Genomic DNA, 25,204 nt, shown 5'->3' with positions numbered 1-25,204 from the left:
CGACGTCATGGATGAGCGCCTCGCGCTCACCGAGCTCGTACAGAAGCTCGGGGTCGACATCGACCCCGAGCTTCTGTCGCTCGCACTCACGCACCGTTCCTGGGCTTACGAGCACGGGCAGGTTCCCCACAACGAGCGCCTCGAGTTCCTCGGCGACTCGGTGCTCGGGCAGGCGGTGACCGTGCTTCTGTTCACGAAGCACCCCGAACTCGAAGAGGGCGCCCTCGCGAAGCGTCGCGCCAGTGTCGTATCGACCCTGGCGCTCGCGGAGATCGCCCGGGGCATCGGCCTCGGCGCGCACCTCAAGCTCGGCCGCGGCGAAGACCTCACCGGCGGACGCGAGAAGGACTCGATCCTCGCGGACACCATGGAAGCCGTCATCGGCGCCACCTACCTCTCCGCCGGGCCCGAAGCGGCGACCGGCCTGGTGCTGAGCCTCGTCGAGCCGCTCCTCGCCGACCCCGAGCGCTACGGCGCCGCGATGGATCCCAAGACGAGTCTGCAGGAGCTGGCCGCCCGCACCGGCGTCCAGCCGCCCGCGTACTCGGTGTCCTCGACCGGACCCGATCACGACCGCAAATTCACCGCCGTCGTGGTGGTGGGCGACGTCGCGGCCGAGGGTCTCGGCACGAGCAAGAAGCAGGCCGAGATGGCCGCGGCGCTCAGCGCCTGGCAGGAACTCACCGCGCGTGCCTGAACTGCCCGAGGTCGAGGTGGTCCGTGCCGGCCTCGCCCCCGCGGTCACCGGTGCCACCGTGCTCGGGGTGACCGTCGTCGACGAGCGCGCCCTCACGCGGCATCCGGGCGCCGGCGCCCATTTCGAGGCCGCGCTCGCGGGCCGCGTCATCAGGTCCGCAGCGCGACGGGGCAAGTTCCTGTGGCTCCCGCTCGAGGAGCGCACCGGCGACCGAGACCCGACCGAGGCCGTCGTCGGCCACCTCGGAATGAGCGGGCAGCTGCTGCTGCGGGCACCCGGGGCTGCCCCGGAACGTCACGAGCGGGTCCGCATCGATCTGGACCATCCCGAGCACGGCGAGGTGTCCGTCGTCTTCGCGGACCAGCGGACATTCGGCTCACTGGCCATCGACGAACTCGTCCCGACGGCCGACGGCGCACCGGGCGGGTTCGGCAGTGCCGAGGCATCCGTTCCACGGCAGGTGTCGCACATCGCCCGTGACCCGCTCGATCCGGCGTTCTCGGATGCCGCACTGCGGCGTGCCCTCGCGCGCAAGAACTCGGCGATCAAGCGGGTGCTGCTCGATCAGACCGTGCTCAGCGGCGTCGGCAACATCTACGCGGACGAAGCGCTGTGGGCGGCGCGCATCCATCCCGAGACGCCCGCGAGTTCGCTCTCGACTCGTGCGGCGAACCGGCTGCTGGCCGAGGTGCGGCATGTCCTGGACAAAGCCCTGGCCGAGGGTGGCACGAGCTTCGACGCCCAGTACGTCAACGTCAACGGGCAGGCGGGATACTTCGCCCACTCGCTGAACGCGTACGGTCGCACCGGTCAGCCCTGCCCGCGCTGCGGCAGGCCGATCGTGCGCGTGTCGTTCACGAACCGGTCGAGCCACTTCTGCCCGCGCTGCCAGCGGCCGCGGCATCCGTCGTCCTCAACGGATGCCGCGGCCCTCAGATCGCGATGACCTTCTTCCACGCGCCGGCGTAGGACGCCGGAACGAAGCCGATCGCCTCGTTGATGTCGAGCATGTGGCGATTCTCCTCGGCGTTGAACGTCGACACCCGAGGGGAGTCGGGGACGACCTCGCGCCAGCGCAGCAGGTTCGCGCACTTCACGATCGTGCCCAGGCGCCGCCCGCGGTGCTCCTTGAGCACGAGCGTGCCGTACTGCTGCGTCGCCGCGGAGTGATCCTCGGCGATGACGAGCTCGTTGTATGCGGCGATGGTCCCGGTCGGAACGTGCTGGATCGCGGCGACCGAGACCGTCAGGCCCTGCGCGCGCTGACGTGCGTCGCGGCGCTCCACGCGCGCGGCGTCCCAGTGCTGTTCGTCGATGACCAGACCGCCGGCCGGGGCGTCCGTCGACATCCGCGACATCGCGTACGCGAACCCGTCCCGGAACTCCGGGGGAGTGGGAGCCGTCCACGTGACGAGGCGGTAGTCGGGGCCCGCGGCCGCTTCGGCCTCGGCGAGCATGCGCTCGACGACCCCGAAGTCGCCGGTCAGGTCGAACACGCTGTTGCGCTCGACCTGCTCGAGGGTGAACCCGTTGGCGACCTGGAACACGGTCTGGCGATCCTCGGCGGGAACGGATCCTGCCCCGGTGGGCGGCACGAGCGCCGGTCCCGCCGTTCCCGGACGATGCAGCGTCCAGGTCTGGATCGTCGGGATCCCGCGGTCGCGCGCCTCGCGCTCGACCTCGGCGAGCAGCTCCTCCGCACCCTGACCCCACTTCGGGGGATCGATCATGAGGTCGAACTCGACAGCCGACACGTCGTCCTCGTTGGAGATCATGAGCTTGACCACGCCGAGGATCTCGCCTCCCCGTTCGGCCGCGAAGCCGATCTGGGTCCAGTCCGACTGGTCCTGCCACATGCCGAGCACCTCGCTCGGCACCTCGTCGAGGTAGTCGTGGCCGGCGTCGTACCGGCACACCTCGTTGGCGATGCGCACGAGCTCGAGGAACGGCCCGGCGTCGGGTGCGTCGAGCGAGGCCGGCACGACGATGCGGCCGATCGTCAGCGTGGACTGCTGAGCCACATCGGTCATGAGAGCACCTTCTTCCAGGCGCCGTTGTACGCGATCGGAGCGAATCCGATCGCCTCGTTGATGTCGAGCATGGGGCGATTCTCCTCTGCGTTGTACGTGAGCACACGGGGGGACTGCGGCGCGATCTCGCGCCACGAGAGCAGACCGGCGCACTTGACGAGCGTGCCCAGCTTGTGGCCGCGGTGACCCTTGAGGACGAGCGTGTCCTCCTGATGACTGGCCTCGGTGCGGTCCTTGCCGATGACCAGCTCGTTGAACGCGCACAGCTCGCCGGTGGCGATGTGCTGCGCCGCGGTCACCTGGATCGTCCGGCCCGACTCGGTGTACTTGGCATCGTGCGTGGCGATGCGCGCGGCGTCCCAGGTCTCCTCGTCGAACTCCATGTCGGCCGAAGGGGCATCCGTCGCCATGCGCGACTTCATCCAGGCGTAGCCCTCGGCGTACTCGTCCGGCGTCGGTGCGAACCACTGCACGACGCGATACCCGGCCGACGCGGCGATCGCCTCGTCGTGCAGGCGCTGGACGGTGTCGAAAGAACCCATGAGGTCGAACGCGCTGTTGCGCTCGACCTGCTCGAGCGTGTAGCCGTGCCGGCGGTAGAACCGTGCGACGTGGTCCTCGGGGATGTCGCCGAAGCCCGTGGGCGGCGCGATCCGGGGACCGGCGGAGGCAGGATGCTCGGCGAACGATTGCAGGACGGTGCGACCGTTCTCACGGGCGACCGTCTCGACGAGGTCGTACGCCGCAGAGCCGATTCCGCGCCCCCACGTGTCGTGCAGGAGCTCGATGAGCCAGAACGCGACCTTGGAGTCGCCTTCGAGGGGCATGTCGATGCCGACGCGCCCGATGATGGCGCCGTCGTCCACGACGACCCAGGACAGCCGGCGCTCGTAGTCGGTCGTGGCGTAGTGCGGCAGCAGCTCGTCCGCGGTGATCGCGTGATCGCCGTGGCCGGAGATCTCGCGATAGATGGCGTTGCGCACGCGCACCATCTCGACGAAGTCGGCTGCGTCCGGTGCATCGATGGAACCCGGAACCGTGAGCGGCCGGAACTCGATGTCGGTGAGTGTGGTCATGATGTCGCGTCTTTCGGTCTGGTCTGGGAAGGAAGTGGGGAGGGGTCCGCCCGCTGTGGGGCGGACGGACCCCGCGGTCGTCATGACCGTGGTGCGAGGGCGGCCTCGCGGAGGTAGCCGTGCTCACGCGCCCTGGTGGCGGCGTGATTGCGGTGCGCGCGAGCGTGACGCTCGCGATCGTCGGCGAGTCGCGGGGCCCTCGAACCCCAGAGCAGCAGTCGCAGGCCCACGTGAAGGGCGATGCGGTCGATGATCGAGGTGCGGGTGTCGCGGCTCGGGAGCCGCAGCGTATCGGGGATTCCCGAGGGGCGCTGCGGCGCATAGGTCGTGTTCATGAGTGTTCTCTTCCGGATGGATGGGTGATGGATGCCCGGAACCACGCGCGGTCGGGCGGGATGTCATGCCGCAGCACGACGGGATGAAGGCAGGAAGATGCGCTCAGCACCCGGGATCGGGGCGGCGCAGGAGGATCATGCCCTCGAGAGGGCAGAGTTCTCCCCTGCCGGGGTCAGCCGGCGGTGTGAACGCGGGCGTTCTGGAACGTGCCGAAGGAGCGGGTCCCCGGCGCGAAAACACGAGTCGCATCGCCGGTTGGGGCGGTGACTCCAGTTGTGTTCATCAGCATCATGTCGGGGACCTCCTTTCTCTACTTCAGACGCGAGGAGTGACATTACCGCTCTCTCGCAGGCGGCGTCAAGCTTTCTCGCAGATTCAGGTGACGACGGGCGTGTCGCGGCATCCGATCCGCCCTCGGCCCGCCTTCCCTGTCACGCCGCAGACCTCCGGTAGCGTAGGGCGGTAGTCGACGGGCCGGAGGACGTATCCATGCACCTGAAGAGCGTGACGCTCAAAGGGTTCAAGTCGTTCGCCCAGCCGACGACTTTCGCGCTCGAACCCGGTGTCACCTGCATCGTCGGCCCCAACGGATCCGGCAAGTCGAACGTGGTCGACGCGCTCGCCTGGGTCATGGGCGAGCAGGGCGCGAAGACCCTCCGCGGCGGCAAGATGGAGGACGTCATCTTCGCCGGCACGGCCACGCGCGGCCCTCTGGGCCGCGCCGAGGTACAGCTGACCATCGACAACAGCGACGGCGCCCTTCCGATCGAGTACTCCGAGGTGACGATCAGCCGGACGCTGTTCCGCAACGGCGCGAGCGAGTACGCGATCAACGGCGAGGTCTGCCGTCTGCTCGACGTCCAGGAGCTCCTCAGCGACTCGGGACTCGGTCGCGAGATGCACGTGATCGTCGGCCAGGGCCGGCTCGACAGCGTGCTGCAGGCATCGCCCGAAGACCGTCGCGGGTTCATCGAGGAGGCCGCCGGCATCCTCAAGCACCGGCGTCGCAAGGAGAAGACCCTCCGCAAGCTCGAGGCGATGGAGGCGAACCTCATGCGCCTGAGCGACCTCGCCGGGGAGCTGCGCCGACAGCTCAAGCCGCTGGGTCGTCAGGCCGAGATCGCGCGCGAGGCCGCCACGATCGCCGCGCGGGTGCGGGACGCGAAGGCGCGCCTGTTCGCCGACGAGATCGTCGGCCTGCGTGCCGAGCTCGCCGCCCACACGCACAGCGAGCAGGAGCGTCACGCCGAGCGGATGGTCCTGCAGGATCAGCTCGACAACTCGCGTGCCCGGATCGAGCTGCTCGAGGCGCAGCAGCGCTCCGAGGCGGTCGACGCCGCCCGGCGCACGACCCACGATCTCGAGCGCGTGCAGGAGCGGCTGCGCAGCCTGTACGCGCTGGCGGGCCAGCGGCTCGCGCTGCTCGGCGAAGCCGAGGACGACGACCGCATCGAGCTGACGACGGTCTCGCAGGCGATGATCGACGAGGCCCGCACCGAGATCGACGAGATCGGCGACGGCCTGGGTGATGCTCAGGATGCCGCTGCCGAGGCATCGCATGACGTCATGCGCGCGCGGGCCGAGCTCGACGCCCTCGACACCGACATCGCGGCCCAGAGCGCGCTGGTGTCCAAGCACGACATGCGCCTGACGGCGCTCCGGGGGACCGCCGAGGCGGCGGCATCCGCTCTGGCCGCGGTGCGCGCCGGCGTCGAGCGTCAGCAGCGGGCGCTGGATGCCGCATTGGCCCGGCGGGCGGAGGCCGAACAAGCCTTGGCCGGAGTCGACCCGGATCTCGTGCCCGAAGGCTCTGCGGCCGAGTACGCGAGCGCCTATGAGCGCGCGCAGCGCGAGGCGACCGACGCGGAGGCCGCTGTGGGCTCGTTGCGCGAGCGCCTTCACGCCGCCGAGCGGGAGGTCGAGGCGCTCACCGCGCAGACCTCGGCGCTGAGCCGTGCGCTGGACGGCAAGAACGCCGCGGCGGAGATCGTCGCGCGTGGCGGCGCGGGCGTGCGCGGTCTGCTCGGCGACGCCGTGAAGATCACCGCGGGGTACGAGGCGGCCATCGCCGGAGCTCTCGGTCCGCTCGTGGAGGGCGTCCTCGTCGACACGCGTGCCAACGCCGTCGCGACCGCTCAGCTCGCCCGCGACGGCGACCTCGGCACGGTCGACGTCGCGATCGCCGATGCCACCGGCGCCCGGCCGGATTTCCCCTCCATCAGCGGGATCGTCCCGGCGCGCGACGTCGTGACGGCGCCTCCCGGGGTGCTCGGCATCCTGTCCTTCGTGGTCGTCGCGGACGACCTGGACGCCGCTCTCGCAGCCGCGCCGGTCCTGGCATCGGCCGCGGTCGGCGGTCCGGTCACGATCGTCACGCGCGCCGGGGAGGTCGTCACCGAGTACACCGTCCGCGCCGGGTCCGGACAGGGCAGGTCGCGTCTCGAGCTGGCGGCGGAACGGGATGCCGCGGCCGAGCGCCGCGACGAGATCGCCGTGGTGGCGAGCTCGCTGCGCGAGGCTCTGGCCGATGCTGCACAAACGCTCGACACCGCCCGCCAGCACACCAAGACCGCTCTGGCGACGCTGCGCGAGCACGACGCCGCGCTGGCCGCTCACACCGAGCAGGTCAACCGCGCTTCGGTGCGTCACGAGGCCGCCGTCGCCGAGTGCGACCGGCTCGCGGCCGGGCTCGCCCAGGTCGAGGCCGCGGTGGCCGACGCCGAGGACGCCGCCCGGTCGGCCGACGACCAGCTCACCGCCGCGCTCGAGGCGCCGCGGCCGATGCTCGACGCGTCGGCGCGAGACGGAATGCTCGCAGCGCTCGAGGGCGCGCGCGACGCCGAGATGCGCGCGCGACTGGACGTCGAGACGCTGAAGGAGCGCATCCGCGCCGGAGAGGCTCGCGTCGCCGGGCTCGAGCGTCAGCGCGAGCGGGAGCGCGAGGCGGCGGCGGAATCCGCCCGGCGTGCGGTGGTCCGCAGGGCTCAGCGCGAGACCGCGGCGGCCGTCGCCGCGCAGCTGCCGGCGGTGCTCGACTCGGTCGAGCGCTCGCTGATGCAGGCTCGGCTGGAGCTCGCCGCCGCCGAATCCGAGCGCGCTGCGCTGACGGGCGAACTGGCCGAGCTGCGGCGCCAGGAGGCGACGGCGCGGGAGCGTCTGGCCGGTCTCACCGAGAGCGTCCACAGCCTCGAGCTGCAGATCCACGAGAAGCGACTCCACGTCACGGGGATCCTCGAACGAGTCCACTCCGAACTCAGCCTCGACGAAGGCATTCTCATTTCGGAATATGGTCCCGATCAGCCTGTTCCGGGCGAGGCCGACGACGCCGCCGCCGAGGAAGCGGCATCCGTTCCCTACGACCGCGCGCAGCAGCGCAAGCGCCTGCAGGAGGCCGAGCGCAAGCTCGCTCAGCTCGGTCGCGTGAACCCGCTCGCGCTCGAGGAGTTCGCGGCCCTCGAACAGCGCCACACCTTCCTGACGGAGCAGCTCGGCGATCTCACCCAGACCCGCAAGGACCTGATGACGATCATCGAGGAGCTCGACGAGCGCATGCAGGTGATCTTCCTCGCCGCGTTCGAAGACACCAAGACCGCGTTCGGCGAGGTGTTCCCGATCCTCTTCCCGGGCGGATCGGGGAGCATCACCCTCACCAACCCCGACGAGCCCCTGACGACGGGCATCGAGGTGTCGGTGCGCCCCGTGGGGAAGAAGATCGAGCGGCTGTCGCTGCTGTCGGGCGGCGAGCGATCGCTGGCCGCGGTGGCGCTGCTGACCGCCATCTTCAAGGCCCGGCCGAGTCCGTTCTACATCCTCGACGAGGTCGAGGCCGCTCTCGACGACGCCAACCTCGGCCGGCTGCTCGGTGTGTTCGAGCAGCTGCGGGAGTCGAGCCAGCTCATCGTGATCACGCACCAGAAGCGCACGATGGAGATCGCCGACGCCCTTTACGGCGTCTCGATGCGCCAGGACGGCGTCTCGGCGGTCGTCGGTCAGCGTCTGGGCGAGCGCGCGGCGAGCTGATTCCACAGGCCGCCCGGGGGCTCGAGTCGCCGCGGCTAGGGTGACGGCCATGGACACCGCACTGCGCCGCCGACTGAGCGCGGCAGCTCTTGTCGCCTCTCTCGCCCTGCTGCCCGGCTGTGCCCTCGTCCCGTCGCTGGGCGAGATCACGCCGGTCGCGACGGACGACGCGGCCGACTCGTCGGGCGACTCGGATTCGCCGGAGCAGCCGGATCCGGATCTGCCGCCGAGTGAGCTGACGTTCGAGGCCGGAGCGGAGCTCGACCCGGCGAAGTGGTCGGTGCAGTGGGGCGACGCATTCCTCGCGGACGAGAGCTTCTCGGTGCTGTCACCGGACGACGGCAATGGGAACTGGTCCTACCTCGATGGGGCGAACCAGTGCGAGATCAGCTTCTACCAGGGCGGGATGGCCGACCTCGACATGAGCCAGGACGACCGAACCCTCACGGACGACTTCCTGGCCTCGGTCCTGGCCGGCACCGTGACGGGCTCCACGCGGGCGGACGTCGACGAGCACGCATTCGATCATGAGCTGAAGGGCATGGTCGGCGTCGAATCCGTGGAGTTCCGGGCGATCTGGGGCAGCGCCGCCGACGGAGGGACATGGCTGCATGCCGGTCGGATGTTCGGGCTCCACGAGGCGGCGCTCTACGTCGGGATCCGGTGTCCCGCCGGTTTCGAGGCGGACGAGGAGTTCGCGAAGCTCACCGACTCGCATCTGGGCGTGGTCGTGGGTCCGCTCACGGGCTAGGCGTCACGCGGGCCCGGGTGCCCGGCCATAGGCTGGACGGCATGGCAGAGAGCTCCTGGTCGCTCGGTCGCGCGCTGCGCGGCATGTTCGTCAAGCCCACGATCGATGAGACGACGTGGGACGACCTGGAGTCGGCGCTGTTGACCGCGGACTTCGGGCCCGACATCACCGAGCGGATCGTGGACGAGCTGCGCGAGAAGGTGGAGCGCTACCGCACCACCGATCCCCGCGATCTCCAGCGCATGCTCAAGGAGACGCTCGAGGAGCACTTCTCGAAGTTCGACTCGACGCTGCGTCTGACCGAGCGTCCGGCGGTCGTGCTGGTGGTCGGCGTCAACGGCGTGGGCAAGACCACGACGATCGGCAAGTTCGCCAAGTTCCTGCAGCGCTACGGCCGGTCGGTCGTGGTGGGCGCGGCCGACACGTTCCGCGCGGCTGCCGTCGACCAGCTCGCGACCTGGGCGGAGCGTGGGGGAGCCACGATCGTGCGTCCCCAGCAGGAGGGTCAGGACCCCGCCTCGGTCGCGTTCCAGACCATCGAGTACGCGAAGCGCACCGGCACCGAGATCGTCCTGGTCGACACCGCGGGCCGCCTGCACACCAAGGGCGGGCTCATGGACGAGCTCACCAAGATCCGGCGCGTCATCGAGAAGCAGGCGCCGATCAGCGAGGTCCTGCTGGTGCTCGACGCGACGACAGGGCAGAACGGCGTCATGCAGGCGCAGGCCTTCCTCGAGCACGCCGGCGTCACCGGGCTCGTCCTCACCAAGCTCGACGGCTCGGCCAAGGGCGGGTTCGTGCTGGCGGTGCAGGAGCGCACCGGCATTCCGGTGAAGCTGCTCGGCCAGGGCGAGGGGATCGGCGACCTGACCGGTTTCACGCCTCACGTGTTCGCGGCATCCCTGGTCGATTGACGCGCTGAAACGAGTCGATCGGCGCACCGGCAGATGTCGCGCGCGTAACGATTGACGCGACGCGCGGTCAGGGGTTCCGTGGCGGCGCCGGGGCTGGTTTCATTGGGGACATGGCGATCGAACACGACTATTTCGGACTCCTGGAGTCGGGCCCCGACGGTTCGATCTTCTGGTCCGAGAACGTCGAACTGGGGGATCAGTCGGTGACGGTGGATCTCACCGCGCCCGATCAGGAGGATGTCTCCGAAGCCGCACTCGACGTCGCGGCATCGCTCATCGCGAACATCGAGGACATCGACCGCAGCGCCCGCAACGCCATGGTGGACGAGCTCAGCGATCGCACCAGCGAGGTGACCGAGTACATCCTCCAGCAGCAGGCGTCGCTCGGCGACTCGCTCGAGGAGATGCTGGTCGACATCTCGGGCGATACGCACATCGACGTCATCCGCTCGCTGCAGCTGATGAGCATGACGATCCTCGCCGACGAGCACGGCGGATCCGATCCGTTCGCGGTGCTCGAGTACGCGCTTGATCCCGACGCCACCGATGACGTCCTGCTGGTCAACCTCGACTCCCAGGCGGGCGTCCTGTCGGTGACCAGCGCCGAATAGAGCGCGTGCAGACGTTCCTGCCTTATCCGTCGTTCGCGCGATCGGCGGCAGTGCTCGACCCGCTCCGGCTGGGCAAGCAGCGTGTCGAGACCCTTCAGCTGCTGCGCGCCAATACGGTGCCCGGCTACGGCTGGCGTCATCATCCGGCGGCGAAGATGTGGGCCGGCCGGCTGCCCGCCCTCGTGCTGTACGGACTGGCGATGACGGATGCCTGGACCGCGCTCGGGCGGGCCGACTCGGTGCGACCGCAGCTGCTGGCCTTCGCCCCCGAGGTAGATGGGGTCGCGCAGGAGGAGGTCGAGCTGCCGCGGTGGCTCGGCGATCCGGCGTTCCACCTCTCGCACCGGTCCAACCTCGTCCGGAAGGACCCCGAGCACTATCGCCCGATCTTCGGCGACGTGCCCGATGACCTGCCCTACATCTGGCCGATGCCCTGATCCGTGCTCAGACCGCCTGGGCGAACGACGTCTCGGCGGCGAGGCTCTCCGCGAAGTGCGACATGTGCGGCGGGATCTCACGGCCCTTCGACACGGCCGACTGAGCCCACAGGCGCCCCGCGCGGTACGACGAGCGCACCAGCGGGCCGGCGAGCACGCCCAGGAAGCCGATGCGCTCGGCCTCCTGCTTGAACTCGACGAACTCCTGCGGCTTGACCCAGCGGTCCACCGGGAGATGCCGCGGCGTCGGCCGAAGGTACTGCGTGATCGTGATGATGTCGGTGCCGGCGTCATGCAGATCCTGCAGCGCCTGCACGACCTCCTCGGGCTCCTCGCCCATGCCGAGGATGAGGTTCGACTTCGTGATGAGCCCGGCGTTGCGCGCCTGGGTCAGCACGTCGAGCGAGCGCTCGTAGCGGAATGCGGGACGGATGCGCTTGAAGATGCGCGGAACGGTCTCGACGTTGTGGGCGAAGACCTCGGGACGGCTGTCGAACACTTCGCCCAGCAGAGCGGGGTCGCCGTTGAAGTCGGTGGCGAGGATCTCGACGCCGGTGTTCGGGTTCAGCGCGTGGATCTGCCGGACGGTCTCGGCGTGCAGCCAGGCGCCGCCATCCGGCAGGTCGTCGCGGGCGACGCCGGTGACGGTGGCGTAGCGCAGTTGCATTCGCACGACGCTCTCGGCGACGCGGCGGGGCTCATCCCTGTCGTAGTCGGCGGGCTTGCCGGTGTCGATCTGGCAGAAGTCGCAGCGCCGCGTGCACTGCGAGCCGCCGATGAGGAAGGTCGCCTCGCGGTCCTCCCAGCACTCGTAGATGTTGGGGCACCCGGCCTCCTGGCACACGGTGTGCAGCTGCTCGGTCTTCACCAGCGAATGCAGCGCCTGGTACTCGGGGCCCATCTTCGCCTTGGTCTTGATCCACTCGGGCTTGCGCTCGATGGGCGTCTGGGCGTTGCGCACCTCGAGGCGCAGGAGCTTGCGGCCCTCGGGGCCGCCGGCGGCCGGAGCGGCCGGCGTGCCGCAGGCGCTCATGCCGAGACCCCCGCGTACTCGGCTTCGAACGCCCGGGTCACCGTGTCCAGCACGTCGCTGGGGGAGATGTCCGAGCCCACCACCTCGCTCAGCGTCGTCACACCGGCGTCGGTGATGCCGCAGGGGATGATGCCGCGGAACCCGGCGAGTGAGTTGTCGCAGTTGAGCGCGAAGCCGTGCATCGTGACGCCACGCTGCACGCGGACGCCGATCGCGGCGACCTTGTCCTCGCCGAGCGGTCGCCGCACCCAGACGCCGCTCCGGCCCTCGACGCGGTATCCCTCGACGTCGTACTCGAACAGCACGTCGATCAGCACCTGCTCGAGTCGCCGAACGTGGGCGACGACGTCCACGGGCTCGGGCAGTCGCACGATCGGGTAGCCGACGAGCTGACCGGGCCCGTGCCACGTGATCTTGCCCCCTCGGTCGACGTCCACCACCGGAGTGCCGTCGGTCGGCCGCTCGTGCCGGGCGGTGCGGGCCCCGGCTGTATACACCGCCTCGTGCTCGAGCAGCAGCAGGGTGTCCGCCCGCGTGCCTGCCACGACCTCGGCGTGAATGCTGCGCTGCAGGGCCCACCCGTCGAGGTACGGGACGTACTCAGGGGAGAGGCCGACGGTCCGGATGTCGAGCATCGTGGCTCCTTCGCTTGTGGCGACGGTGAAGGTGATTGATGGATCGCGTCCAACTTTACGATACCGACGGCGCATGCGCGGCGAACGCTAGCGTTTGAGCATGAGCAGCACCGGACGTGTCGGGAGGCCCAAGGCCTCATCGCAGGAGACGCTGGCCGAAGCGGCCTGCGAGCTCTTCCTCGAGCAGGGCTTCGAAGCGACCTCGATCGCCGACATCACGAACCGGGCGGGCGTCAGCCGCTCGAGCTTCTTCAACTACTTCGCCTCGAAGTCCGACATCCTCTGGGCCGGCCTCGACGAGCGGCTGACGGTCCTCGCGGAGCGTCTCACGACGGCAGAGGGGGATGCCGCGTCCGACGTCCGGAACGCGGTGCTCGAGGTCGGCGCGCGGTTCGCCCCCGACAGCCTCGCCCTCGCCATCGTGAACGCCGCCGCGATGGGGCTGGAGACCGAGCTCGAGCGCGAGGCCTCGGTGCGCCGGGCACGCGTGGCCCGCGAGGTCGCCGACCGGTTCGGGCGCGCCGGTGCCGACCGGCTTCATGCGGAGGTCGCTGGCGCGGCGTGGGGCGGAGCCGTGCTGGCCGCCCTCGACGCGTGGGCGCACGACGGCGCCGGCGTCACCTCGCTCGAGCGCTTCCTCGTCAAGGCCGCCGACGCGGCGGCGACCGTCGAGGCACTCGGCCCCTCGGCCGCCGTCCGGCAGCTGCGCGTCGTGGTTCAGGCGCCCGACTTCGATCAGGCCGTCTCGTTCTACCGCGATGTCGTCGGGATGCCGCAGGCCGAGGCGTACGAGGCCGACGGCGGTGCGCGCGTGGTCATCCTCGACGCGGGCCGCGCGACCCTGGAGCTCTCCAACCCGGAACAGATCCGCTTCATCGACCGCGTCGAGACGGACGGCGGTACGAGCGACCGGATCCGGATCGCGCTCGAAGTCGACGACACCTCCCGGGCGGTGGAGCGGCTGGCCGACGCGGGCGCGGCCGTCGAGGCATCCGCCCGCACCACACCCTGGCGCTCCGTCAACGCCCGGCTGCGGGGTCCGGCCGACCTGCAGCTCACGCTCTTCCAGGAGCTGGACCCGCACTAGCGGGCACGGCCGGGACGCGGCATCCGCTCGCGTAGAATCGGGGGATCATGGCGACTTTCGGCACCCTCTCCGACCGGCTCACCGAGACCTTCCGCAACCTCCGCACCAAGGGCAAGCTCACGCCCGCGGACGTCGACGGCACGGTGCGCGAGATCCGGCGCGCCCTGCTCGACGCCGACGTGGCACTGCCCGTCGTGAAGGAGTTCACCGGCAAGGTGCGCGAACGCGCCCTCGGCGACGAGGTCAACAAGGCCCTGAACCCGGCGCAGCAGGTCGTTCAGATCGTCAACGAGGAGCTCATCACGATCCTCGGCGGTCAGCAGCGACGCCTGCAGTTCGCCAAGACCGCGCCGACCGTCATCATGCTCGCCGGACTCCAGGGCTCGGGAAAGACGACGTTCGCCGGCAAGCTCGCGAAGATGCTCGAGAAGGACGGCCACACACCGCTGCTGGTCGCCGCCGACCTCCAGCGCCCCAACGCCGTGAACCAGCTGCAGGTCGTGGCGGGGCAGGCGGCCGCGACGATCTTCGCGCCCGAGCCCGGCAACGGCGTCGGCGACCCGGTGCAGGTGGCGCGAGCCGGCGTCGAGCACGCGCGTCGCCAGCAGCACGACGTCGTCATCATCGACACCGCCGGCCGCCTCGGCGTGGACGCCGAGCTCATGAAGCAGGCCGCCGACATCCGCAGGGCCACCGATCCCGACGAGGTCCTCTTCGTCATCGACGCGATGATCGGTCAGGATGCCGTCAACACGGCGAAGGCCTTCCAGGAGGGCGTCGACTTCACCGGCGTCGTGCTGTCGAAGCTCGACGGCGACGCCCGCGGCGGCGCGGCCCTCTCGGTCGCCTCGGTCACCGGACGCCCGATCATCTTCGCCTCCACCGGCGAGGGCCTCGACGACCTCGAGGCCTTCCACCCGGATCGCATGGCGTCGCGCATCCTCGACCTCGGCGACATCTTGACCCTCATCGAGCAGGCCCAGCAGGCCTTCGACGAGGAAGAGGCCATGAAGATGGCCGAGAAGCTCGCGACGGAGACCTTCACGCTCGAGGACTTCCTCGAGCAGATGCAGCAGATGAAGAAGATGGGCTCCATGAAGAAGATGCTCGGGATGCTCCCGGGCATGGGGTCCATGAAGGATCAGCTCGAGAACTTCGACGAGCGCGAGATCGATCGCACCGAGGCCATCATCCGCTCGATGACGCCGGTCGAGCGCCGCAATCCCAAGCTGCTCAACGGCTCGCGCCGTCTGCGCATCGCCCGCGGCTCCGGCATGACGGTGACCGACGTCAACCAGCTCGTGCAGCGCTTCGAGCAGGCGGCCAAGATGATGAAGACCGTCGCGCGCGGCGGGATGCCCAACATCCCCGGCATGGGCCCGATCCCGGGCGGCGCTCGCCCCGGCGCCTCGGCCAAGCGCGGCAAGCAGCAGAAGGCGAAGGGCTCGCGGTCGGGCAACCCCGCCAAGCGCGCCGCCGAGAACGCCGGCATCGCCGCAGCTCCTGCCGCCCCGACCGGATCCGGCTTCGGGCTGGGCGGTGCCAAGGGCGCGCCGACGGAGGCCGACCTCGCCGAGCTGCAGAAGCTCCTCGGCAAGGGCTGACGCCGCGCGCCACCCTCGCTCCGCGATCCGGGTTGGTAGCGTGAACTCACCCGGACAGCGGAAGACTCGAGTCCGGATCAGATCTGGGGGGATCGGTGGAGATGGGTGACAACGGCTGAAGGGGTCTTCGCAAGGGATGCCCCGCTCTTCCTCGAGAGCGAATCCGGGCGCATCGACCGCTATCCCCGCAATCCCTGGCTGCGATGGGCGGTGCGCCTGCTCGCCGCTTCGCCGTTCGTCGCTCTCGCCGTATGGTTCGAGGTCACATCCGGCGGTGACTGGTCCGGTACCGCCAACGGAGCGCTTGCTGCGCGGGTCGCCGATCTGCCGTGGGGCTCGACGGATGTCGTCGCCCTAGCGGAGCTGTATCCGGTCATCACCAGCCTGCTTGCGGTGCTCATTCCCGGTGGGCCGCTCGGACTGGGGATCGCGGGTGCGCTGGTCGCCGGGATCCTCCTGCAGCTGGTGACCCAGTCGATGCAGCGCAAGCAGTTCCCGCTGCCGGTCCGCGTCGTCTTCATCCTGACGCTCGCTCTCACGCCCATGTTCGCGTACATCGTCACGACGAGCTTCGAGTCGGTGCTGGGACTCGCCTTTTTCGGGCTCGGCATGATCGACCTCGTTCGTTTCGTGACGTATGCCAATACGCAGGCGGGATTCCGCGCCGGGCTGCTCTTCGCCTGCTCCGCGGTGTCGGACTCGACAGGACTGTTCGTCGCCATCGCCGCCGCAGTCGCAGCGTCGTTCATCGTCCGCTCGCGGGCGGAATCGCGCCTGGCCAACGTCATCGTCGTCGTCTTCCCGACTCTGGCCCTCATGGCGTCGCTGATGCTGCTCGGCGTCGCCTTCCGGGTCGGGCCGCTCGCGATGATCCGCGGAGACCTCCAGTGGGATCCTGTGCGCGCCGACGCCGTTGTCGGCATCCTTCTCAGTCCGTCCGGTCTCCTCTACCTCGCCCCGACGATCGTCGTCATCCTGACGGCGATCGCGCTGCGGTATCCCGGCGTCGGGCTTGTCGCACCCGTGATGACCGGCATGATCCTGGTCGCCTACATCGTGGGGCTCACGCCGCCGGGTGTGGCCGGCATCAACTATGTCCTGATGCTCCTGCTCGCCGTCGCGGTCGTTCCGCGTCCGACTGCCGGGCCCATGGTCCTGATCGTCTGCACGACATCGGTGCTGCTGTGGCTCATCGGCTGGGCGCAGGCGTTCGACAATGATGCCGTCGGCACATGGCTGAGCACCCTGGTAGGGAGCGTCGCATGATCGAGCCCATCGACGTCGCGCCCGGAATCCTCGACCCCGTCCTGCGGACGACGTATGCGAAAGAGGGTTGGATTCCCGTCGCGCGCACGGCGGAAGGCGTCGAGATCGTCACCGCCGCTCCACTCTCTCACCGCGCTCGTGCCCGCATCGAAGCCATCGTCGGAGCACCCGTCCGCGAGCGCATCGTCTCGCAGGCCACGATCATCGCAACCCTGACCCAGCGGCTGAGCGCGGAGTACGCCGACCAGGCCGCTGACGGGCTGTATCGGGCCAACCCCGTCCTCTCGGCGAGGCACGTCCTGTCGCGCCCGCAGAAGATCGGAGCGATCTGCCTGGTCGTGCTCGTGCTGGTGTCCGCGGTGCTCTGGCCCCTCGCGACCGTGATCGGATTGATCGGCACAGCGAGCGTGGTCTTTCTCGCGAGCACGCTGTTCAAGTTCTTCGTCGCGCTGCGCGGATCTCGATACGACCTGGTCGCGCGCGTTCGGCCGGAGGAGATCGAGGCCCTGCGGGACCACGAGCTGCCGATGTACACCGTTCTGGTGCCGGTGTTCCGCGAAGCACGGATCGTCGGCCGTCTCGTGGAGAACCTCGGCCGGCTCGATTACCCGACCGAGAAGCTCGAGGTCATCATCCTCGTCGAGGAGGAGGACACGGAGACCCGCGACGCCATCGCGGTCTCGGATCCGCCGGAGCACTTCATCGTCGTGACGGTGCCCAAGGGTTCGCCTCAGACCAAGCCGCGGGCCTGCAACGTCGGACTGGACGTCGCCCGGGGCGAGTTCCTCGTCATCTATGACGCCGAGGACGCTCCGGAGCCCGACCAGCTCAAGAAGACGGTGATCGCATTCTCACGGGCCCACGCGTCCGTCGTCGTGATGCAGGCGGCCCTCAACTACTTCAACGCGCGGGAGAACATCATCACCCGGATGTTCTCGCTCGAGTACAGCTACTGGTTCGACTACATGCTCACCGGCCTGGATGTGCGCGACCTTCCGATCCCGCTGGGCGGTACGTCGAACCACTTCCGTACGGCAGCGCTGCGCGAGCTCGGCGGATGGGACCCGTACAACGTCACCGAGGACGCCGACCTCGGCATCCGGGCGAGCGCCCTCGGGTATCGCGTGGGTGTCGTGGACTCCACGACGATGGAGGAGGCGACGTCACGCATGGGGATCTTCATCGGCCAGCGCAGCCGATGGATCAAGGGCTACATGCAGACGGCGCTCGTCCATGCTCGTGAGCCGATGTCGCTCATCCGAAAGATCGGACTGCGGAGATTCGCGGCATTCACTCTGCTCATCGCAGGCACGCCGCTGACGTTCCTCGGCGTGATCCCGTTCACCGCGCTCACCCTCGTTTCGTTCTTCATCCCGTGGGCAGATGTCTCCGTCGCCTTCCCGCCGGTGGTCCTGTGGCTCTGTCTGCTGAACTTCCTCGTCGGCAACGCGCTGATGGTCTACCTCAACATGATGGGTCCTTACAAGCGCGGAGCATTCTGGCTGGTGGGATGGGCGATTCTGAACCCGGTGTACTGGCTGCTGCACTCGATCGCCTCCTACAAGGCGCTGTGGCAGCTGATCACCAAGCCGCATTACTGGCAGAAGACCGAGCACGGCATGTCGCACTTCACCGTCGAAGGAGCCACCGACCCGGCGCCGCTCGGCCGATCGGACACACCCGTCGCCTGAGCGACTCCGGTGGCGACGCAGGCCTCAGCGGCCGAGCTCTGCCAGGTGCTCGCGCAGGGTCGGGCCGTTGCGGAACTCCCGGATGAGGTGATGGACGACCTCGCGGAGGTCGCCGTCGGCGGCGTCGGCCACGGCGAGCTGGCGCTCGTAGCTGGCCCCCTGATCGAGGATGGTCTGGATGCCGGAGAGTTCGCGCGTGCACTTGAGCTCCACGGCGATGTCTTCGAGCTCTGCGAGCGTCTCGCGCAGATGCTCCGTCACCAGCCGCTGCGTACCGGAACCGTCGACGACCACGCGCGCGTCCATGCCGTAGCGCGCCGCACGCCATTTGTTCTCGCGGACGAACCATGGCTGGAGCACTGGGAGCTCCCGGCCCTCGTCGATCATGCGGGAGAAGTGCTCGACGAGCACCTGCACGAGCGCCGCGACGGCGGCGAGCTCCGGCAGCGTCGACATGCCGTCGCACGCGCGGACCTCGATGGTGCCCCAGCGCGGAGCGGGCCGGATGTCCCAGCGCACCTCGGTCGCATCCTCGAGCACGCCGGTGCCGACGAGATCGTCGATGTACCCCTCGAACTGCGCCCAGGTCTCGAGCGGCCACGGCAGGCCGGCGGTGGGGAGCTGCTGGAACACGAGCGATCGGTTGGAGGCGTAGCCGGTGCGCTCGCCCGCCCAGAACGGGCTCGAGGCCGACAGCGCCTGCAGATGGGGGAGGTACACGGCCAGCGCGTTGATGATGGGGAACACCTTGTTCACGTCTTCCACGCCGACGTGCACGTGGATGCCCCAGATCATCATGTTGCGCCCCCACCACTGGGTGCGCTGGATCAGCTTGTTGTAGCGGGTCTTGTCGGTCACCTGCTGGTCGAACCACTGGGCGAACGGGTGGCTGCCGGCGCAGAGCAGCTCGATCTCCCGCGGGGCGGTCTCGGCGCGCACGGCGGCGATCGCATCGGCGATGTCGTCGACGGCGGCTGCCACGGTGTCGCCGACGCCGCTGGTGACCTCGACGGTGTTGGTGAGCAGCTCGCCGGTGACCGTGTAGCGCTCGAGCGCGGTGTGCTCTTCGAGATGCTCGAGGATCTCGGGCGCGCGGGGCGAGAGATCGCCGCTGCGGCCGTCGGCGAGCATGAGCTCCCACTCCAGTCCCACCGAAGAGCGGGCGGATGTCGCGAAGGGCACCGTCATTCGCTCAGTCTGGCATGGGCTCCGGCTGAGCCGGGTGGTTCGCGGCACGTGCCGTCATCTGGCAGAATAGAGGGTCGGACCACCCTCTCGACCCTCTATCCAGAGCGGCGGTCCTCTCTTCAGAGCTTCCGCCGGGTGTGCACCCCACTCTCCAGGCGATCGGTTCGTTCACTTTCCACACATTCAGGAGAATCGTGGCTGTCAAGATCCGTCTCAAGCGCCTCGGCAAGATCCGTGCGCCCTACTACCGCATCGTCGTGGCCGACTCGCGCACCAAGCGCGATGGTCGTGTCATCGAGGAGATCGGCAAGTACCACCCCACCGAGGAGCCCTCGTTCATCGAGGTCGACTCCGAGCGTGCGCAGTACTGGCTCAGTGTCGGCGCGCAGCCGACCGAGCAGGTCGCCGCGCTGCTGAAGCTCACCGGTGACTGGGGCAAGTTCAAGGGCGACGCGAACGCCGTCTCGACCGTCCGCACCGCCGAGCCCAAGGCTCCTTTCGAGATCGACTCCTCCAAGAAGTCGGTCGTCAAGCCCAAGGCTGAGAAGAAGGTCGAGGCTCCGGCCGAGACCGCCGCTGACGCGAACGAGGCTGCCGACGAGGCCGCCGAGTCGACCGAAGCGTAGTCCGTTGCTGGCTGCCGCGCTCGAGCACGTCGTCAAGGGGATCGTCGATCACCCGGACGCCGTGCGCATCGACTCGTCCACGTCGCCCCGCGGCGACGTGCTCGAGGTGCACGTCCACCCCGATGACCGGGGTCGCGTGATCGGGCGCGGCGGCCGTACGGCCAAAGCCCTGCGCACTCTCATCAGCGCCCTCGCCGACGGCAGGCGCGTCCGCGTCGACGTCGCGGACGACTGAGGTGGCAGGCGAGAACGAGGACGCGGGCACGAGCCCCGAGTCCTCCTCCAAAGTCCCGGCACCCTCCGGTGCGGGCAAGACGCAGCTGCGGGTCGGTCGCCTGGTCAAGGCGCACGGCCTCAAGGGCGCCATCAAGCTCGAGCTGTACACCGACGACCCCGAGGGCCGCTTCGCTCCCGGCTCCGTCTTCACGCTGCAGGTTCCGGAGTCCTCTCCGTGGCACGGCAAGCAGCTCACGGTGCGTGAGTTCCGCTGGATGAACACCCACCCCGTCGCCTTCTTCGACGGCGTGGACGATCGCGAAGCCGCAGAAGAGCTCATCCGCGCGATCCTCTGGATCGACCAGGACACGCACGCGCCCTCGACCGAGGACGATGCGTGGTTCGACCACCAGCTCGTCGGCCTCGACGTCGTGCGCGAGGACGCCGTCGTCGGCCGTGTGATCCGCGTGGATCACATGCCCGCCCAGGACCTGCTGATCGTGCGACTCGACGGCGACCGCGAGGTGCTGGTCCCCTTCGTCAAGGCGATCGTCCCCGATGTCGACATCGACGCGGGGCGCCTCATCGTCACTCCGCCGCCCGGATTGTTCGAGGACCTTCCCGCCGGCGACGACTCCGAGCCGGAGCCGGCAGAACCCGCCGAGGACTGACGCGGCGCAGGCCGCGGCATCCGGTCACAGCGCCGTACGACGCGCCGTGAGCCTGATGTGATCCGCCGGTAACACCACGCACGACGGCGTGGAACATCGCTCCGGGATCATCGGCTCATGGCCACGATCGCGCACTCGTCGCACGCGGGCCTCCGCGCGCCCGCGACCGAGGTGCGATCGGTGTGCTCGTACTGCGGGGTCGGCTGCGGCATCACCGTGTCGACGGACACCGACGCGGCCGGCCGGCTGGTCCTCGGCAAGGCCGTCGGCGACAAGGCGCATCCGGCCAACGCCGGGCGCCTGTGCACCAAGGGGGCGACGCACGTCGACCTCATGCACGCTCCCGGGCGGATGACCACGGCGCACCTCCGCCCCGCCAGCGGCGAGGAGACGGTGCCCGTGCCGATGGACACCGCGATCGCCGAGGCGGGCACGCGGCTGCGGGCCATCGTCGACGAGCACGGTCCCGACGCCGTCGCTCTGTACGTCTCGGGACAGATGTCGATCGAGGCGCAGTATCTGTCGAACAAGCTCGTGAAGGGGTACCTCCGCGGGCTGCACATCGAGTCCAACTCCCGGCTGTGCATGGCCTCGGCCGGCACGGGCTACAAGCAGTCTCTCGGCGCCGACGGCCCTCCCGGGTCGTACGAGGACATCGATCAGGCGGACCTGTTCTTCGTCATCGGATCCAACATGGCCGACTGTCATCCGATCCTGTTCCTCCGGATGGCCGACCGGCTCAAGCGGGGGGCGCGGCTCATCGTGGTCGACCCGCGCCGCACGGCGACCGCCGACCGCGCGGACCTCTACCTGCCCATCAAACCCGGCACCGATCTGGCCCTGCTCAACGGTCTGCTGCACCTGCTCGTCGCCGACGGCCTCATCGATCGCGAGTTCATCGCCGCCCACACCGACGGCTGGGACGGCATGCCCGAGTTCCTCGCGGAGTACACGCCCGCGCGTGTCGCCGCCGTCACCGGACTGGCGGAGGATGACATCCGCACGGCGGCGCGCTGGATCGGCGAGGCCGGCGAGTGGATGACGCTGTGGACGATGGGCCTGAACCAGTCGACGCAGGGCACGTGGCACACCAACGCGATCTGCAATCTCCACCTCGCGACAGGCGCGATCTGCCGTCCCGGCAGCGGCCCGTTCTCGCTCACCGGCCAGCCCAACGCGATGGGCGGCCGCGAGATGGGCTACATGGGCCCGGGGTTGCCCGGTCAGCGCGCCGTGTTCAGTCCGGCCGACCGCGCGTTCGTGGAGGAGGTGTGGGGCATCGAGCCCGGAGCGATCCGCGCCGAGGCGGGCACGGGCACGATCGACCTGTACCGCTCGATGGCGGCCGGCGACATCAAGGCGGCCTGGATCATCTGCACCAACCCGGTAGCCTCGGTGGCGAACCGCAAGACGGTCATCGAGGGCCTCGAAGCGGCCGAGCTGGTGATCGTGCAGGACGTCTTCACCGAGACGGCGACCAACGCCTACGCCGACATCCTGCTGCCGGCCACCCTCTGGGTCGAGGCGGAGGGGGTGATGGTCAACAGCGAGCGCACCATGACCCTCGTGCAGCGGGCGGCCGAGGCCCCCGGCGATGCCCAGCCGGACTGGCTCATGATCTGCCGCGTTGCGCAGGCCATGGGCTTCGACGAGGGTTTCGCGTTCACTTCGAGCGAAGAGGTCTTCGACGAGATCCGCCGGTTCTGGAACCCGCAGACGGGCTGGGACATCCGCGGTGTCGACTACGAGCGCCTGCGCAGCGGCCCGGTCCAGTGGCCGGCGCCGCCGAGCGACCCCGAGGATCGGCATCCGATCCGGTATGTGAACGACGGTGTCAGCCAGAGCCTGCACCGCGAGGCGGACGGCACGGTTCCGCGCCTGGCGTTCGCCACGGCGTCGCGTCGCGCGCAGTTCTTCGCACGTCCTCACCTGGGTCCGGCGGAGCTTCCCGACGACGACTACCCCTGGATCCTCAACACCGGCCGGCTCCAGCACCAGTGGCACACGATGACCAAGACGGGCAAGGTCGACAAGCTGATGCGGCTGAACGCTGAGCCGTTCGTCGAGATCCACCCCGCCGACGCCGAGCGCCTCGGCATCGACGAGGGCGATGAGGTCGAGATCTCGTCCCGCCGCGGTCGCGCCGTTCTTCCTGCGCTGATCACCGACCGGGTCCAGCCGGGATGCTGCTTCACGCCGTTCCACTGGAACGACGAGCACGGCGAGCACCTGGCGGTGAACGCGGTCACCAGCGACGCGGTCGATTCGGCGTCGCTGCAGCCCGAGTTCAAGTTCGCCGCCGTCGCGCTGCGGCGGATCGGACCGCGTGCCGTCGCCGCTGCTCCCGAGCTGACGACCGCCCGGCTCGACCGCGACGCGGCGCGCGCCGTCCTGGCGGGCGCGGGCCTGGGTCCCGCCGCCGCACCGGCGCTGACCGAGGCCGAGGGAGCGTACGTCTCGGGGTTCCTTTCCGCGCTTGAGGCCGCACCGGTCGCGACCGACGTGGTCCCGGTGCTGCCGTCCGCGTCGCCGCTGAGCGCCCTCTCGCGGGCCTGGTTCGACGGTGTGCTGGCGGGCCTGTACTCCCGCGCGCCGTTGACGACCGGGGGAGAGGATGCCGCCCACGGCGAGGTGACGGTGCTGTGGGGGTCGCAGACCGGAAACGCCGAGGAGGTCGCCGCCGCCTGCGCCGCGACCCTGAGCGCCCGTGGCATCCCGGTGCGCACCGTGAGCATGGTCGACATGGCGGTGTCGGACCTTCCCTCGGTGGCCACGCTGCTGGTGGTCACCTCGACGTTCGGAGACGGCGGCCCGCCCGACAACGCCGCGGACCTGTGGGACGACCTCAACCGCGACGGCGCCCCCGAGCTCGCCGGTCTCACGTACGCCGTCTTCGCGATCGGCGACTCGAGCTACGACGACTTCTGCGGGCACGGCCGGAGCATCGACGAACGCCTGGCCGCGCTCGGGGCGACCGCGCTGGTGCCGCGCGTGGACTGTGAGCCGGACTACGCCGAACCGGCGGCGGCCTGGCTGGAGCAGGTCCTCACCCGGCTCGCGCCGGGTGCCGCGGCATCCGTCGCCTCCGGTGATGTCCCGACCGCCGCTCCTGCCCGACGCATGTTCACGCGCGGCAATCCGGTGCGTGCTGCCCTGGTGACCAACACGCTGCTGAGCGGCGCCGGCTCTGCCAAGGAGGTGCGGCAGTTCGGCTTCGACATCTCCCACGCCGGCGTGACCTACGAAGCGGGCGACTCGCTCGGCGTCGTGTGCGAGAACGCGCCCGGAATGGTCGAGGAGTGGCTCCAGACGACCGGCCTGCCCGCGCATGCGATCGTCGCGTGGGACGGCGACGAGCGGTTCTTCGAGGACGCGCTCCGCACCCAGCTCGACATCACGCGCATCACGCCCGATCTGCTGGCCTTCGTGGCCGAGCGCAACCCTGACCCCGCGCTGGCGACGCTGCTGCGGCGCGAGAACAAGGGCAGGCTCGAGCAGTACCTGTGGAGCATGCACGCCGTCGACCTGCTCCGGGCCTTCCCGGTGCAGGCCGACCCCGAGGAGTGGGTGTCGGTGCTCAAGCGCCTGCAGCCCCGCCAGTACTCGATCTCGTCGAGCCCGAAGACCAGCCCCGACGAGGTGCAGCTGACCGTCTCGGTCGTGCGGTTCGAGACCGAGGCCGGCCATCGTCGCGGCGGGGTGGCGTCCACCTTCCTCGCCGATGTCGCCGGGGACCGGCCGGCGCCCATCTTCCTCCAGCGCTCGGCCCACTTCCGCGCGCCGGCGGCACCGGACGCGCCGATGATCATGATCGGTCCGGGCACCGGGATCGCGCCGTTCCGGGCTTTCCTGCACGATCGCCGCGCCGACGGGCATACCGGGCGCAACTGGCTGTTCTTCGGCGAGCAGCACGAGGCGACCGACTTCTACTATCGCGATGAGCTCGAGCAGATGCGGGACGATCGGTTCCTCACGCGACTCGACCTCGCGTTCTCGCGCGACCAGCGTCAGAAGGTCTACGTGCAGGACCGCATGGTCGAGCACGGCCTCGAGCTGTGGCGCTGGCTGCAGGACGGCGCGCATCTGTACGTGTGCGGTGATGCCAGCCGCATGGCCAAGGACGTCGACGACACGCTGGTGACGATCGCCCAGCGCCACGGCGGACTGTCGGAAGAGGCGGCCGTGGAGTACCGGAAGAGCCTCGTCGCGCAGGCACGCTACGTCCGCGACGTCTACTGACGCGCACACGTCGACGCAGCAGCGGACCTCAGGGTCCTCGCGATGTGGCCGTGAGTGCGCGAATGACGCTCACGTC

21 protein-coding genes are annotated in these 25,204 nt (G+C 69.6%); 15 read left to right on the top strand and 6 right to left on the bottom strand.

The window, feature by feature from the left end; genetic code table 11:
* The first annotated feature begins 7 nt into the window (after positions 1-7).
* Both rnc and mutM read left to right on the top strand, forming a co-directional pair.
* Entirely contained in the window at positions 8-697 is a 690-nt protein-coding gene (gene rnc, locus ASD56_RS10895; RefSeq protein ID WP_055965919.1) for a ribonuclease III, read from the top strand.
* Positions 690-1,643, top strand: a complete 954-nt coding sequence (gene mutM, locus ASD56_RS10890; RefSeq protein ID WP_055965497.1) for a bifunctional DNA-formamidopyrimidine glycosylase/DNA-(apurinic or apyrimidinic site) lyase — start codon at positions 690-692, stop codon at positions 1,641-1,643. The genes rnc and mutM overlap by 8 nt, the downstream gene beginning before the upstream one ends.
* Here the strand turns inward: mutM and ASD56_RS10885 are convergent.
* From ASD56_RS10885 to ASD56_RS10875, 3 genes are all read right to left on the bottom strand, one after another.
* Positions 1,630-2,727 carry a GNAT family N-acetyltransferase gene (locus tag ASD56_RS10885; protein ID WP_055965494.1) on the bottom strand — a complete coding sequence of 366 codons (1,098 nt, stop codon included), beginning with the start codon at positions 2,725-2,727 and terminating at the stop codon, positions 1,630-1,632. The two genes, mutM and ASD56_RS10885, sit on opposite strands and share 14 nt — an antisense overlap.
* Entirely contained in the window at positions 2,724-3,803 is a 1,080-nt protein-coding gene (locus ASD56_RS10880; protein WP_200947505.1) for a GNAT family N-acetyltransferase, read from the bottom strand. Before ASD56_RS10880 ends, ASD56_RS10885 begins: the two co-directional genes overlap by 4 nt.
* Before the next feature lie 80 nt (positions 3,804-3,883).
* Positions 3,884-4,138, bottom strand: a complete 255-nt coding sequence (locus tag ASD56_RS10875) for a hypothetical protein (protein WP_055965491.1) — start codon at positions 4,136-4,138, stop codon at positions 3,884-3,886.
* 490 nt (positions 4,139-4,628) lie between these two features.
* On the opposite strand from ASD56_RS10875, the gene smc reads away from it, so the two are divergent.
* The 5 genes from smc (at position 4,629) to ASD56_RS10850 (ending at position 10,872) form a co-directional block, all read left to right on the top strand.
* Positions 4,629-8,159, top strand: a complete 3,531-nt coding sequence (smc, locus tag ASD56_RS10870) for a chromosome segregation protein SMC (RefSeq protein WP_055965488.1) — start codon at positions 4,629-4,631, stop codon at positions 8,157-8,159.
* Between the two features lie 49 nt (positions 8,160-8,208).
* The gene (locus ASD56_RS10865; protein WP_055965485.1) at positions 8,209-8,910 is read left to right on the top strand and encodes a hypothetical protein; all 702 of its coding nucleotides are present in this window, start codon (positions 8,209-8,211) and stop codon (positions 8,908-8,910) included.
* A gap of 41 nt (positions 8,911-8,951) precedes the next feature.
* Positions 8,952-9,824 carry a signal recognition particle-docking protein FtsY gene (gene ftsY, locus ASD56_RS10860; protein ID WP_055965483.1) on the top strand — a complete coding sequence of 291 codons (873 nt, stop codon included), beginning with the start codon at positions 8,952-8,954 and terminating at the stop codon, positions 9,822-9,824.
* A gap of 110 nt (positions 9,825-9,934) precedes the next feature.
* Positions 9,935-10,435, top strand: a complete 501-nt coding sequence (locus ASD56_RS10855; protein WP_055965480.1) for a DUF2004 domain-containing protein — start codon at positions 9,935-9,937, stop codon at positions 10,433-10,435.
* 5 nt (positions 10,436-10,440) lie between these two features.
* Entirely contained in the window at positions 10,441-10,872 is a 432-nt protein-coding gene (locus ASD56_RS10850) for an MSMEG_6728 family protein (RefSeq protein WP_055965477.1), read from the top strand.
* Between the two features lie 7 nt (positions 10,873-10,879).
* On the opposite strand, the gene lipA is transcribed toward ASD56_RS10850, so the two are convergent.
* Complete coding sequence (lipA, locus tag ASD56_RS10845; RefSeq protein ID WP_055965475.1) at positions 10,880-11,905, bottom strand: lipoyl synthase; 1,026 nt, start codon at positions 11,903-11,905, stop codon at positions 10,880-10,882.
* The gene (gene lipB, locus ASD56_RS10840) at positions 11,902-12,540 is read right to left on the bottom strand and encodes a lipoyl(octanoyl) transferase LipB (RefSeq protein ID WP_055965473.1); all 639 of its coding nucleotides are present in this window, start codon (positions 12,538-12,540) and stop codon (positions 11,902-11,904) included. The genes lipA and lipB overlap by 4 nt, the downstream gene beginning before the upstream one ends.
* Before the next feature lie 100 nt (positions 12,541-12,640).
* On the opposite strand from lipB, the gene ASD56_RS10835 reads away from it, so the two are divergent.
* The 4 genes from ASD56_RS10835 to ASD56_RS10820 all read left to right on the top strand — a co-directional run bounded on the left by ASD56_RS10835 (position 12,641) and on the right by ASD56_RS10820 (position 18,188).
* The gene (locus ASD56_RS10835) at positions 12,641-13,627 is read left to right on the top strand and encodes a TetR family transcriptional regulator (RefSeq protein WP_055965470.1); all 987 of its coding nucleotides are present in this window, start codon (positions 12,641-12,643) and stop codon (positions 13,625-13,627) included.
* A 47-nt stretch (positions 13,628-13,674) separates the two neighbouring features.
* Positions 13,675-15,231: a signal recognition particle protein gene (gene ffh / locus ASD56_RS10830; protein WP_055965466.1), complete on the top strand. Its 1,557-nt coding sequence runs from the start codon at positions 13,675-13,677 to the stop codon at positions 15,229-15,231.
* Positions 15,232-15,336: 105 nt separating this feature from the next.
* On the top strand, positions 15,337-16,497 hold the full coding sequence (locus ASD56_RS10825) for a hypothetical protein (RefSeq protein WP_055965463.1): 1,161 nt from the start codon (positions 15,337-15,339) through the stop codon (positions 16,495-16,497).
* Positions 16,494-18,188, top strand: a complete 1,695-nt coding sequence (locus tag ASD56_RS10820) for a glycosyltransferase (RefSeq protein ID WP_055965460.1) — start codon at positions 16,494-16,496, stop codon at positions 18,186-18,188. Before ASD56_RS10825 ends, ASD56_RS10820 begins: the two co-directional genes overlap by 4 nt.
* A 24-nt stretch (positions 18,189-18,212) precedes the next feature.
* Here the strand turns inward: ASD56_RS10820 and ASD56_RS10815 are convergent, their stop codons facing one another.
* Positions 18,213-19,376 (bottom strand): glutamate--cysteine ligase, encoded by a 1,164-nt coding sequence (locus tag ASD56_RS10815; RefSeq protein ID WP_055965458.1) that lies wholly within the window; start codon positions 19,374-19,376, stop codon positions 18,213-18,215.
* 194 nt (positions 19,377-19,570) lie between these two features.
* Between ASD56_RS10815 and rpsP the strand changes: the two genes are divergently transcribed.
* The 4 genes from rpsP (at position 19,571) to ASD56_RS10795 (ending at position 25,128) form a co-directional block, all read left to right on the top strand.
* A complete protein-coding gene (gene rpsP / locus ASD56_RS10810) occupies positions 19,571-20,002 on the top strand; it encodes a 30S ribosomal protein S16 (RefSeq protein WP_055965455.1) in 432 nt (143 codons plus the stop codon).
* A gap of 4 nt (positions 20,003-20,006) precedes the next feature.
* Entirely contained in the window at positions 20,007-20,237 is a 231-nt protein-coding gene (locus ASD56_RS10805; RefSeq protein ID WP_055965452.1) for an RNA-binding protein, read from the top strand.
* 85 nt (positions 20,238-20,322) lie between these two features.
* Positions 20,323-20,889, top strand: a complete 567-nt coding sequence (gene rimM, locus ASD56_RS10800) for a ribosome maturation factor RimM (RefSeq protein WP_055965914.1) — start codon at positions 20,323-20,325, stop codon at positions 20,887-20,889.
* 117 nt (positions 20,890-21,006) lie between these two features.
* Positions 21,007-25,128, top strand: a complete 4,122-nt coding sequence (locus ASD56_RS10795) for a bifunctional nitrate reductase/sulfite reductase flavoprotein subunit alpha (protein WP_055965448.1) — start codon at positions 21,007-21,009, stop codon at positions 25,126-25,128.
* Positions 25,129-25,204: the final 76 nt, after the last annotated feature.

Source organism: Microbacterium sp. Root166 (assembly GCF_001427145.1).
GTDB lineage: Bacteria > Actinomycetota > Actinomycetes > Actinomycetales > Microbacteriaceae > Microbacterium.
Note: the sequence above shows the minus strand (reverse complement) of the source record. Positions and strands in the feature narration are given on the sequence as shown.